At 34.0% G+C, this 13,156-nt stretch carries 10 protein-coding genes; 6 read left to right on the top strand and 4 right to left on the bottom strand.

What is annotated here, in order from left to right; genetic code table 11:
* The first annotated feature begins 263 nt into the window (after window positions 1-263).
* Window positions 264-2,825, top strand: a complete 2,562-nt coding sequence (locus DOK78_RS12935; RefSeq protein WP_207871874.1) for a cation-translocating P-type ATPase — start codon at window positions 264-266, stop codon at window positions 2,823-2,825.
* Between the two features lie 16 nt (window positions 2,826-2,841).
* Window positions 2,842-2,970, top strand: a complete 129-nt coding sequence (locus DOK78_RS12930; RefSeq protein ID WP_279381630.1) for a hypothetical protein — start codon at window positions 2,842-2,844, stop codon at window positions 2,968-2,970.
* A 448-nt stretch (window positions 2,971-3,418) separates the two neighbouring features.
* On the opposite strand, the gene ppdK is transcribed toward DOK78_RS12930, so the two are convergent.
* Window positions 3,419-6,028 carry a pyruvate, phosphate dikinase gene (gene ppdK / locus DOK78_RS12925; protein ID WP_207871876.1) on the bottom strand — a complete coding sequence of 870 codons (2,610 nt, stop codon included), beginning with the start codon at window positions 6,026-6,028 and terminating at the stop codon, window positions 3,419-3,421.
* Between the two features lie 179 nt (window positions 6,029-6,207).
* On the opposite strand from ppdK, the gene DOK78_RS12920 reads away from it, so the two are divergent.
* Window positions 6,208-6,837 carry a helix-turn-helix transcriptional regulator gene (locus tag DOK78_RS12920; protein ID WP_207871877.1) on the top strand — a complete coding sequence of 210 codons (630 nt, stop codon included), beginning with the start codon at window positions 6,208-6,210 and terminating at the stop codon, window positions 6,835-6,837.
* Window positions 6,838-6,850: 13 nt separating this feature from the next.
* Complete coding sequence (locus tag DOK78_RS12915) at window positions 6,851-7,672, top strand: pyruvate, water dikinase regulatory protein (protein WP_207871878.1); 822 nt, start codon at window positions 6,851-6,853, stop codon at window positions 7,670-7,672.
* Between the two features lie 330 nt (window positions 7,673-8,002).
* Here DOK78_RS12915 and DOK78_RS12910 read toward each other — a convergent pair whose 3' ends face one another.
* The 3 genes from DOK78_RS12910 to DOK78_RS12900 are packed head-to-tail and all read right to left on the bottom strand — an operon-like array spanning window position 8,003 to window position 12,043.
* Window positions 8,003-8,764 carry a formate/nitrite transporter family protein gene (locus tag DOK78_RS12910; RefSeq protein WP_207871879.1) on the bottom strand — a complete coding sequence of 254 codons (762 nt, stop codon included), beginning with the start codon at window positions 8,762-8,764 and terminating at the stop codon, window positions 8,003-8,005.
* A 13-nt stretch (window positions 8,765-8,777) separates the two neighbouring features.
* Window positions 8,778-10,196 (bottom strand): 6-phospho-beta-glucosidase, encoded by a 1,419-nt coding sequence (locus tag DOK78_RS12905; protein ID WP_207871880.1) that lies wholly within the window; start codon window positions 10,194-10,196, stop codon window positions 8,778-8,780.
* Window positions 10,197-10,219: 23 nt separating this feature from the next.
* Window positions 10,220-12,043 carry a beta-glucoside-specific PTS transporter subunit IIABC gene (locus DOK78_RS12900; protein WP_207871881.1) on the bottom strand — a complete coding sequence of 608 codons (1,824 nt, stop codon included), beginning with the start codon at window positions 12,041-12,043 and terminating at the stop codon, window positions 10,220-10,222.
* Between the two features lie 162 nt (window positions 12,044-12,205).
* On the opposite strand from DOK78_RS12900, the gene DOK78_RS12895 reads away from it, so the two are divergent.
* Both DOK78_RS12895 and DOK78_RS12890 read left to right on the top strand, forming a co-directional pair.
* On the top strand, window positions 12,206-12,388 hold the full coding sequence (locus DOK78_RS12895) for a hypothetical protein (protein WP_243430392.1): 183 nt from the start codon (window positions 12,206-12,208) through the stop codon (window positions 12,386-12,388).
* A 30-nt stretch (window positions 12,389-12,418) separates the two neighbouring features.
* The gene (locus DOK78_RS12890) at window positions 12,419-13,081 is read left to right on the top strand and encodes a MurR/RpiR family transcriptional regulator (RefSeq protein WP_243430393.1); all 663 of its coding nucleotides are present in this window, start codon (window positions 12,419-12,421) and stop codon (window positions 13,079-13,081) included.
* Window positions 13,082-13,156: the final 75 nt, after the last annotated feature.

The following is a 13,156-nucleotide window of genomic DNA, read 5'->3' as shown; positions in this document are numbered from 1 at the left end:
TAATACAAAAGAAAACATAATTGATCTAACTAATAAAAGTCTATTGCTGATAGATAAGGATAAGTTTTAATTCCACACTAAAATAAATTTTTATAGGAATTTCTTGACCTCCAAAATCAAATGTGAAATAATGATTGACATAATTAAAAAAACGACTAAAGATTTGTTCGCCGGAACAATCTTGTAGGAGTCAGACAAACTAACCGTAGGCTTTTGTGGTTAGTTTGCCTGGCTCCTTTTTGTTTTAGGAGGGATTTAGGCATATGTTAAAGGAACAAAAACAAAATCAATTCGAAGGTAGAGAACAAGGATTATCCCAATCAGAGGTTAATCAATTATTACAGGAACATGGTCCTAATACTATTGAAAGTCAGTCTGGCAAATCGTTTTTTGTCTATCTTACGGAGGCTCTTAAAGATATAACAATACTCATATTGCTTTTTGCTACTGTTTTATCTAGTTATGTTGCTTTTAAATCACATCCAGATGATTTTACGGAACCTATTGTGATTTTTTCTATTGTTCTTTTAAATATTTACTTGTCTATTCGACAGCAAAAGAACGCAGAAAAATCAATGGATGAATTGAAAAAGATGAGTGTGCCAACAAGTAGAGTGATTCGAGATGGACAATTACAAGAAGTGGAGAGTACAGAAATTGTTCCGGGAGATCTTCTCCAATTAAAGTTAGGAGACCGTGTACCAGCAGATGCAAAAATTTTATCTTGTAGTAATTTTTTTGTGGATGAGTCTTTCCTAACTGGGGAAAGTGAACCAAGTGAAAAAAATGCAGAAGCAAGATCTAATCCAGAAGCTCCGATTGGGGATCGAAAAGATTCTATTTTTTCAGGAGCATTAGTAGTCACAGGAACAGCTCAAGCTGTAGTAGAAAAAACAGGGATGCATACAGAAATTGGGAAAATTTCAAGTTTAATTAATAATGAAGCTGCTAATGTGGCTCCCTTACAGATTAGAATGCAAAAATTAGGGAAAGCTTTAGGAGTTGTCGCAATTACGGCAGGAGTTCTAGCTATCATCATTGGTGTAATAAAAGGGCTGGCATTAGAAACAAGTATTATGACAGCTATTTCAATGGCAGTAGCAGCTATTCCTGAAGTCCTACCAGTCGTTGTAACAATTTCCTTAGCTATCGGTATGAGCAACATGGCATTCAAAAAAACAATTGTACGCACTCCTTCAACTGTTGAAACAGTGGGAAGTGTTTCAGTAATTTGTTCAGATAAAACTGGGACTATTACAGAAAATAAAATGACTGTTAAACGAATTAGTCCATTAGCTAATTTGTCCGAGACGGTTTTTAATGTTACGTATAATGAGAAAAATAATTTACTTTTCTTATTTTATCTAGCAAGTACTATTGATGAAAATTCCACTGCGGGAAGCAACCCAACAGAGTTAGCAATCAAAAAAGCTTTGGATGAAACGTTCTCAAAAGAAGAGCTTCAAAAAATTTCTTCAAACTTTAAACAAATCCGGGAATTGCCTTTTGATTCAAGTAGAAAGCGTATGACGGTCCTGTATGAAATTAATGGACAATATCTTTCAGTTACAAAAGGAGCATTTGACCGCTTAAATTTGAAAGATTCTTCTAATACAGAATCTTACTTAATAGAACACGATTATTTAGCTAATCAGGCTTTTCGAGTATTAGGAGTAGGCTATCAAATCTTTCCTACAAACCCAATTGAATGGACTGATGAAGAATTAGAATCGGATTTAAGTTTTGCTGGTTTTGTTGGAATTATTGATCCAGCAAGAAGAGAAAGTTATCGCGCTGTAAAGATTGCTAGACAAGCAGGTATTCATACAGTCATGATTACAGGAGATCATTTACTAACTGCTACTAAAATTGCGGAAGACGTAGGGATTCTGACTGACGGTCGAAAAGCAATGAGTGGAAGTGAATTAAATCAATATACAGATGAAGAATTAGCATCAATTATTGAAGATTACCGTGTTTTCGCTAGGACTTCTCCGGAAGATAAAATCCGAATTGTTAAAGCTTTTCAAAGCAATGGTGAGGTAGTTGCTATGACAGGAGATGGTGTGAATGATGCGCCAGCTTTAAAAGCAGCGGATGTTGGTATTGCGATGGGCGGTGGAACAGAAGTGGCTAAAGAAGCATCAGATATGGTGTTAGTGGATGATAATTTTGCTACAATTGTCAAAGCTGTAGAGGAAGGGCGAAGAGTATACAGTAATATCAGAAAATCATTGTATGCCATGTTAGGATGTAATATTTCTGCGTTGACAATTGTTCTTATTTCTTTAATCATTGGTTGGGGTTCTCCTGTGGCTGCGGTTCAACTATTGATTATTAAAGTTGTGGCAGATGGAATACCTGGATTCAGTTTGAGTGTAGAACCAACAGAACGAAATATAATGAAAAACAAACCTGTGAATAAAAAAGACAGTATCTTTTCAGATGGGTTATTGGCAAAAATTATTGATATTTCCATTGTATTTACTGTGGTTACTTTATTAGCCATAGGGATTGGACGAATGACTTCTGTAGAAGTATCTAGGACAATGACTTTCCTTGTTTTAGGATGGTCTACCATTGTGCATATGTATAATTGCCGAAGCAAAGAATCTATTTTTAAATTGAGATTTTTAGGTAATCCAGTATTAGTAACCACAACTGTATTAGGGGCAGTTATTCTCTTATTACTAGTTCTAATTCCACAAACTCAGACGATATTAGGTTTTGTGAATATTGGATTTACCAACTGGTTATGGGTACTATTTCTATCTATCTGTCCATTAGTATATATAGAGATAAAAAAAATGCTTCATAAATTTTAATAGGAAGAGAATGAAAATGAAGAAACCAAAAATATTACGAGCAGGAGATACTGTAGCTCTTGTTTCTCTATCAAGCGGAGTTGCTGGAAAAAGCAATATTCAATGGCGAGGAGCTTTTGATAGTAAAATCACTTATTTTATCTAGTTTGCTTAGATCATTTTTTACAAAATCTATAGAAAAAAATCTGTTTAAAAGTCCACCAAATCTGGAAAAAAAGCTAGATTGGTGGATTCTTTAGTAGACCAAAAGAGATTATTTTTAGCTAACTTATTTTAGTATTGATTACTTCTGAAATAAACTTTGTTTCATTGAAATATAAAAGAGAAGAAGATAGCTTTTAGTAAAGAATCAGCTAAAAAATTAACCTGTTAGCTAGAGATGAGATTAATTGGTCAGTTGGAAAATTACTCAACGGTTTGAGCCATTAGTCATCAAGAAAGCTACAGCGAAAGGTTATTTTGACGAGGGTTGGTACCAAGAATGTATGGAAGCATTAATCGTTTCAATCAAAAAATTTGTCCTTTAGGATTAAAAAAACTTATAAAAGAAGGCAAAGTATTTTAAATTGAATACTTTGCCTCATAATTGAATACTATTTACTCAAACTTGCTTGAGCAACGGCTAAACGAGCAGCTGGAATTCGGTAAGGAGAACAAGAAACATAATCAATACCGATTTTCTGGAAGAACGGAATGGAGTGAGGGTCACCACCAACTTCTCCACAAATACCAATCAGCATCTCTTTTTTTGTTTGCCGGGCCTTCGTGACGGCAAGTTTAATTAATTCGCCAACACCTGTTTGATCCAGTGTTTGGAAAGGATCTTGAATCATAATTTCTTTTTCTTTGTAGCTATTAATGAATTTTCCAATGTCATCTCGTGAGAAACCAAAGGTCATTTGAGTTAAATCATTTGTGCCAAAGCTAAAGAAATCTGCATTTTCTGCTAATTGATCAGCGATGATGCACGCACGAGGTAATTCAATCATTGTGCCGATTTCATATGGGAAAGGTTGGACCTGGTTTTCTTTGAATGTTTGGTTAATCGTGTCAATCAGGAAGTTTTTGACAGTATCCAATTCATTTTTCTCTGAGACGAGAGGGACCATGATTTCTGGACAGACAATGATTCCTTCTTTCATTAATCGAATGGCACTATTAAAAATAGCTTTCACTTGCATTTGATAAATGCGAGGCTCGGTAATTCCTAGCCGACACCCACGATGTCCTAACATTGGATTCGTTTCTTGAAGTTTTTCAATTTGTTTACTGACTTCAGATGGGTATCGATTTAACTGTTCTGCTAAAGCTTTTATTTCATTCGTGTCATGTGGAAGAAATTCATGCATGGGTGGATCTAATAATCGGATAACCATAGGTTTATCCTGTACAGCTTTAAACATTTGATAAAAATCTTCTTGTTGGAAGCCTAGTAATTTATTTAAAGCAAAGTCAAATTCCTGTTTATCCTCTGCTAGAATCAATCGTCGCATTTCTAGTACGCGTTCCTCACCAAAGAACATATGCTCTGTACGCGCTAAGCCAATACCAGAGGCACCAAAATCGATTGCTGTTTGTAAATCTGAAACAGTTTCAGCATTTGCACGAACCATTAATTCTGCATGTTCATCCGCCCAAGTGAGCAATTGTTGTAAATTTTGATCGTTTTCAACAACTATAGTTGGAATTTCTCCCAAGTATAAACGACCAGAACTACCATCAACAGAAATTACTTCCCCTTCTACTAATCGTGTATTTCCACAAAGAATTGTTTTTGACTCTTCATGTACATTTAAAGCTTCACATCCAGTGATACAACAAGTCCCCATGCCGCGAGCCACAACAGCAGCATGTGAAGTCATCCCACCTCGGCTAGTTACAATTGCTTCACTAACAATCATCCCTTCAATGTCTTCTGGTGATGTTTCTTGACGAACCAAGACAACTTTTTTTCCGAGGGCATGGTATTCTTTTGCTTTTTCTGCAGTAAAAACAATTTCACCTGTTGCTGCACCTGGGCTTGCGGGAAGTCCTGTAGCTAATAATTTCGCTTGTGTAACTTCCTTCTCATCAAAAATAGGATGAATTAATTGATCAATCGTGTCTGGTGAGATACGTAAGAGGGCTTCTTGTTTGGTCAGGCGATTTTCTGCAACTAAATCTAACGTAATTTTTAAGGCTGCTTTGGCTGTACGTTTGCCATTTCTAGTTTGTAGGATAAATAATTGTCCATTTTCTACTGTAAATTCAATATCTTGCATGTCTTTGTAATGTTGTTCAAGAATTTCAGCATAGGTAACAAAATCGTTATACGTATCAGGAAGAATGGTTTGCAAAGAATCAATTGGTTCAGGTGTTCGAATCCCCGCAACCACATCTTCACCTTGAGCATTCATTAAGAATTCTCCGAAAAGCTTATTTTCACCAGTCGCAGGATTTCTGGTAAACACGACACCGGTCCCACTGTGGTTGCCACTATTGCCAAAAACCATTGACTGAATGTTCACTGCCGTTCCCAAGTGATGTGGGATCTGATGTAATTCACGATAGACTTTAGCTCGTTGATTATTCCAAGATTTAAAGACTGCTTTGATTGCTTCAAATAATTGATCCAATGGATTTTGTGGGAAGGTCACATTGTTTTCAATAAACAGCTGTTTATAGGAATCAATGAGTTGCTGTTGTTCATTCTTATCAAATTCTTGTTTCGTTTTATTTAATCTCTTTTCTAAATTACGTAGTAAATGAGTAAATTTATCTTTGTTGACCCCGTAGACAACGTCGCCAAACATTTGTAAGAGACGGCTGTAACAATCATAAGCAAAAGAAATGTTCGTCAACTCTGCAAAAGTCTGTACTCTTTGATCATTTAACCCTAAATTCAAAATAGTGTCCATCATTCCAGGCATAGAAGAAGCAGCACCACTTCGAACTGAAACCAGCAGCAAATTCGTTTCTTCTGTAAAAGACTTTTGAGTTATTTGTTCCAATTTTTTAATCGCTTTCAAAATATCTTGTTTTAACTCTGTATCAAAAAAAGTTTCTTTCTCTAAAAAATTCATACAACTTTTCGTTGTAATGGTAAACCCTGGAGGAACAGGTAAGCCAAGATTGGTCATTTCAGCTAAGTTTGCTCCTTTTCCACCTAATAATTCTTTCTCTTTACTACTACCTTCTTCAAAAAAGGAAATCCATTTACTCATAATATACCTCCTAAATTATATATGTGTCACATATAGTTCTTAATCATCTTAATATGACTCATATATAATTGTCAATAGTTAAAATAAAAACATAAATAGGTTGAATAAAAGAAAATATTGTGTATAATAATACGCATAAAGTTTATATATGCATATTATAAAAAAAGTAGGAGAAGAAAATGAAGCTAAGTGATAGACAAAAGAAAATTATAGAAATAGTAAAAGAATATCAACCTGTAAGTGGAGAAAAAATTTCTGAGTTATTGGATGTATCCAGAGCAACCTTGCGTTCAGATCTATCTTTTTTGACAATGGCAGAAATTTTACAGGCTACCCCTAAAGTAGGCTATACGTATTCGGGAGCTAGTTTAGAATCCTTATTTTTTTATCGAACTTTTCGTACAAAAGTCGAAGAAATTATGATGCCACCCGTCATGATTAAGGCGGAAACGTCCATTCGAGAAGCAATCACAAGTTTGTTTATGTATGATGTAGGTTCATTATATGTGGTGGATGAAGAACAAGTTTTGGTAGGAACCTTATCTCGAAAAGACTTATTGCGAGCTTCGCTTAATTCAGATATTGATGGAACACCTGTTGCAGTGTGCATGACACGTGTTCCACATATCAAAACTTGTACAAAAGAAATGAGTATTTTAGAGGCTGCATCTATTTTACAAGACTTTGAAGTGGATTCACTTCCTGTAGTCGAAGAAGCAAATGAGAAATGTGTCGTAGGAAAAATTACAAAAACAAGAATATTGAATTTTATAACAAAACATGCAAGAGATGCAGAATTAAACAAATAGAGGAGATTGAAAAATGAAAAATGAAATCGTTGTCTACACCGTGTCTGATTCATTAGGGGAAACATCACAAAAGCTATTATCAGCTGTTAGTGTGCAATATCCGGATTTGATTTTTAACAATAGCTACAAATTTCCATTTGTGAATAGAGAAGAAGAGCTGTTGGAAATTTTACAAGATGCATTAAAGGACAAAGCAATTGTCATGAGTACGTTAGTAAATAGTGGCTTAGCACAAGTTGCTCAAAAATTTAGCCGTCGAACAGGTCTCCAATACCTTGATCTATTAAATCCATTTTTTGAACTCATTCAAGCAAGAACAGGTAAAAGACCGATTGAAGAACCAGGCATTGTCCATAAGTTAGATAAGGAATATTTCAATAAAATTGCGGCTATTGAATTTGCAGTAAAATATGACGATGGAAAGAATCCACATGGTTTTCTAGAATCAGATATTGTTTTGCTTGGGGTTTCTCGGACATCAAAGACACCTTTGAGTATGTATTTGGCGAATAAGGGCTATAAAGTATCTAATTTACCTCTTATTCCAGAAGTTCCGTTACCTCAATTGTTAAGCAAAGTAGAGAAAAAGAAAGTGATTGGCTTAACTTGTCATCCCGATAATCTTTCGAGAATTAGAACCAATCGTCTCGATTCATTAGGGTTGAATCATACCTCAAAATATACAGATTTAGAAAAGATTTATGAGGAATTAGAATACTCCAAGCAAGTGTTTGAAAAATATGGCGCCTATGTGATCGACGTGACGGATAAATCCATCGAAGAAACAGCCTATGTGGTGGAAGATTATTTAAAAAATTCAAATAGTTTACGTTAAAAAATTTGCTGTGAATAAATCTGTTCCGTATTATTTTTGTATAGAAAAGAACCAAAAGTCATCTGTTTTCAATATGACTTTTGGTTCTTTTATGCTTATTAGGAAAGGTTAAAAAATTAATATATAACTTCGACTTTATTTTTTTCAGCAGATGTTAAGAACTGATTTTCAGGTTTTGCATCAGTGACTATAAAATCAATAGAGCTCAGAGGCAAAGTTTCATAAAAATAGCTATTGTTAAATTTAGTGCTATCCACAAGAAGCACCGTAAGATCGGAATATTGATTATAATATTTTTTTATCATTTTAGTACTCTTCTTTAAATTTAAACTAATCTTTGGAAGTGAAAAGAATCCAATATATAGGCAACCCCAACATAAGCGAACCACCAATAATATTACCCAGAATTGAAATTAGAATATTATTGACTAATGAAAATGAACTGTCTACTAAATTTAAAGTGATTCCCATAGTATATAAACCAATATTTGCAATGCAATGATCAAATCCAGTAATAACGAAAGTAGAGATAACCAGTAACATAATCGTAGTTTTAGCCATTTCATCTTTTATTTTAATGCTTATATATGTCGCGATACATACAATAAAATTACAAAGTATCGAACGGATTAGAAGGGTATCAAAATTATAATCTAATTTTGTTTCTACTAATAATGCTATATAAGGTGTAACAAGATTAACTAGTGACTCACTTTTAACAAACAAATAAGCAATCCACATTACTCCTAGAAAATTCCCTATTAAACAGACCAGCCACATCTTGCTCATTATAAAAATAGAACGTTCTTTATGCAAAACTGGAAATAGGGTTGTTAAACAATTTCCTGTGAAAAGCTCACCATTTAAAAAGACAATCAAAACAAATGTGAGGCCAAAGAAGAGAGAATAACCTATTTTAGCGAGATTAGTATCAAAAGTGTTTAATATACTACCTAGAGAGAGCGATAGAATCATTGCAATCCCCAAGTAACAACCCGCCATGACTGATTTTAAAAAGAACTTAAAAAAACTTTGTAGAAAAAAATCGAATTTCTTATTTCCAGAATCAATAATTAAATTAAAATCTTGCAAAATAATACTCCCTTTATCTTATAGATTCTCCATTCGTTTCAATGACATGTTTGTACCAATCAAATGATTTTTTCTTAGAACGATTTAAAGTACCTCGTCCTAAATCATCTTTATCAACATAAATGAAACCATAACGTTTGCGCATTTCTCCAGTGCCTGCTGAAACAATATCAATTGGTCCCCACACTTGATAACCGAGTAAATCTACCTGATCTTTCTCGACTGCATCAATCATTGCAGAGATATGCTTTTCTAAATAATCAATTCGATAATTATCTTCAATTGTCCCATCCTCAGTTAACTCATCAATTGCTCCGATTCCATTTTCTACAATAAATAGTGGGATTTGATAGCGATCATATAAGCTATTTAATGAATTTCTTAAACCAATCGGATCAATTTGCCATCCCCATTCAGTCATATCTAAATACGGATTTTTTCCACCACTAGATAAGTTTCCTTCTGCCACCTCAATGTTTTCACCAACTCCTTCAATGCCAGAAAAATAATAACTAAATGCAACATAATCAACTACGCCCTCGGCTAAAATTGCATCATCGCCTAATTCAAATTCAATCTTGCCACCTAATGATTCAATGTAGGATAAACATGTATTAGTATATTTTCCTTTAACATGCACATCACCGAAATAATAAGTGGGTAATAATTTATTACGTGCTGCAATTTGATCTTCCGGTTTACAAGTCGCTGCATACGTACACGGATATAACAGCATACACCCAAATTGAAAATCAGGATTAATCTTTTTCCCTTCAATTATTGTTAGGGCACTAGCAACCAATTGATGATGTGCTGCTTGTAACATAGTGTTTACTTTATCCTCATTTTCCTGATATAAAATTCCAGCCATATGCCAAGGAGCAGAGGAAATAAATAAAGCGTTGATTTCATTAAAAGTCATCCAGTATTTCACTTTATTTTTATAGCGGTCCATTATCGTTTGTGCATAGCGAACAGATAATTCAACTAATTTTCGGTTTCTCCATGCGCCATATTTTTTTACAAGATTTAATGGTAATTCAAAATGATGTAATGTAACGACTGGTTCAATACCGTATTTCAAGCACTCATCAAAAACATGATCATAAAATTGTAAGCCTGCTTCATTGGGTGTTACATCATCTCCGTTAGGAAAAATTCGTGCCCAAGAAATAGATAATCGAAAACTTTTAAATCCCATCTCAGCAAACAACGCAATGTCTTCTTTATATCTGTGATAAAAATCAGTTCCCTCATGACTAGGATAATAACTATCCGCTTGAATAAAATCGTGTATTTCACGTTTTTTACCATGTTCAGCACCCATTTCGACATCATTAATCGTTAGACCTTTACCGTCTTCTAAATAGCCTCCTTCATATTGATTTGCGGCTGTTGCACCACCCCATAGAAAATTGTTTCTTAATTTCATTACGATATCTCCTTTACTTTAAGTTAAAAAGTTACTAGTTTTTCGTCTTCAAAATTTATTGATAAATTGGGAAAATCCGTACTATTTGTAATAACCATCATCACTGTCGGATCATAGCCCGCTTCTTTAATTTTAGTAAAATCACATTGCACTAGTTCTTGACCTAAAGCAACTTGCTCGCCTTCTTTAACTAGTACGTCAAAATATTGCCCTTTTAAATTGACAGTATCTATTCCAATATGAATCAATACCTCGACACCCTTTTTATTGGTTAAGCCAATTGCATGTTTGGTTTCAAAAATAGTTGTTATTGTACCCTGGATAGGTGAACGAACAATATTCTCTTCTGGTATGATAGCTAAGCCTTTACCCATAACACCCGATGCGAATACTTCATCATTTACTTCTGATAAGTGAATCGTTTTTCCTTTAATAGGTAGTACTTTAAAATCATCTCTATTAGTCTCATCGTCTTTCGCTTTTAAATCATCTGCATTTTCAGGAGTATTATTTACGCCGCCAAAAAAATAAGTTAATCCTGCTGCTAGACAAATCGCAGTCAATAAACCAACAATTTCAAAGATAAATCCTTCACCTAAATATGTTGGAATAGCTAAAATTCCTGGGAAAGTAAATGTGGAAGCTTTTACTTCGCCAAAACCAGCAATTGCGCCACCAATAGCACTGGAAGCTAGAGCAAAATACATTGGTTTTTTTAGCTTCAAGTTAACCCCATAAATAGCTGGTTCAGTAATACTGAAAATGGCAGTCACAAAGGCAGAACCTGAAAGGGACTTCATTTTTTTATTTTTTGTCTTTAAGAAAACACCTAGTGCAGAACCAGCTTGTGCGAATACAGCAATACAAACAATTGGTAGCCAAGGATCCTGTCCATATTCTGAAATATTATTAATCATTAAAGTGATTAGCGCCCAATGCACACCAAAAATAACAATGACTTGATGGATACCACCAAGAATAAAGCCAGCAATTGTAGGAGAAAAATTGTATAATGAAGCTAAAATAGATGCTAAAATCGTACTAACGATATTTCCAATAGGACCAACAACCAATAGGGTCAAAGGAACCATAATCATAATAGATAGTAGCGGTGTAAAAATATTTCTAACTGATTCTGGAAATATTTTGTCAAATACTGGTTCAATATAAGAGAGTAACCAAATAGCTAATAAAATCGGGATTACTGAGTCCGAATAGGTGGCTGCTTGAATCGGTAATCCAAAAAAGTCAATTCCGCCAGTTTCAGCTAAAAGTGAAACTAGGTTCGGATAAACCAACGCACCTGCAATGGTGACAGCAACAAATTGATTCACTTTTAATTGCTTCGCTGCGGTAAAGCCAATAAACAAAGGTAAGAAATAAAAAATAGCATCTGATGCTGCACTCCAAACCTGATAGGCGCCGTCACTTTCAGAAAAAATATTTAAGGTGGTTGTTAAAACCAATAGACCTTTTAAAATACCAGATGCAGCTAACGCGCCTAAAAAAGGAGTAAAAACACTCGAAACAAAAGCAAGTAGGCGATTAATCAGGGATTGTTTTTCGTCTGCCTGAGTTTTCTTACTGTCAGATTCACCTAATTCTGAATGAAGCGAAGTAATCGCATCATAGACTTTTGAAACAGAATTTCCAATGACTACTTGATCCTGTCCAGCACTTTGTACAACAGTGACAACACCTTCTAGATTTTCAATTGTTTTAGTATCCGCTTGTGTTTCGTCTTTTAATTTAAAACGTAATCTTGTTGCACAATGCCAAACATTTAGAATGTTTTGACTTCCTCCAACATTAGCTAATATTTCCGTTGCTAATTTTTCATAATTCATTTTGTAAACTCCTTTCTAGATTGTTTTGTTTACAAAGTGAAGTATACTTTCTTTAATAGCCAATTAGAATCCTCTTTAAACAAATTGGAAAAGCGTTTCCAATTTTGTTATCCTAATTAAATTTTTATTGAAATCGCGTTTCAGTATTAGAAGGAGAAAAATATGTCAATTATCGATTTAATAGAAAAAACCACTTTTTCAAGTTCTGAAAAAGAAGCAGTGAATTATATTCTGTCCCAAGGTTATAATGTGCATAATTTAACATTAAAACAAATGTCAAAAAAGAGTTACACTTCTCCTGCGACGTTTGTTCGAGTAGCTCAGAGGTTGGGATTTAAAGGATAGAATGAATTTAAAACGGATTTTTTAAAAGAAATGGCTTATTTTGATAGACAGGCCAATAATATTGACTTAAATATTCCGTTTGATAATACGGATTCCATTCTTAGTATTGCTAATAAAATTACAGAAATAAAAAAAGAAGCTTTAGAAGATACAATTGATTTACTTTCTTACCAAACGCTGTATTCTGCTGTTGAAATGTTACATAATGCCAATGAAATAAAAATCTTTGCAAGTAATGTCAATATTTTATTAGCAAAAGAATTCCAGTTTAAAATGAATCGCATACAAAAATCAGTTTCACTAAGTTCTCTTGAAGGAGAACATATCTATGATGCATTAAACACGAGAGAAGGAGCGATTGCATTAGTCATTTCCTATAGTGGAAGTAGTAAAAAAATGGATGAAATTATGCAAACTCTTCAATCTAGGAAAATCCCTATTATTGCAATAACTAGCCTCACTGAAAATTTATTAACTAAAAATGCAGATGTTATTCTGCATATGGCTACAAGAGAAAAATTATATTCTAAAATTGGGCAGTATTCCACTAATACTTCTATTTTGCATCTTCTCGATATTTTATATTCTGCTATCTTTGCAAAAAATTTCGAAAAGAATATGAAACATACTATTGAAACTTCTAGAATGGCAAACTATCGGAGGGCGACTGCTAAACCGATGGAAGAACAGTAATGATAATATAATACTTTTGTTTGTCTAACGAAATGAAATAAAAAGCATGACGGTATTATCATCCATCGGTCATTG

Source organism: Enterococcus sp. DIV2402 (assembly GCF_017426705.2).
Classification (GTDB): Bacteria; Bacillota; Bacilli; order Lactobacillales; family Enterococcaceae; genus Enterococcus_F; species Enterococcus_F lowellii.
The sequence above is the reverse complement of the archived record's forward strand: the minus strand, read 5'-3'. Positions and strand labels throughout refer to the sequence as shown.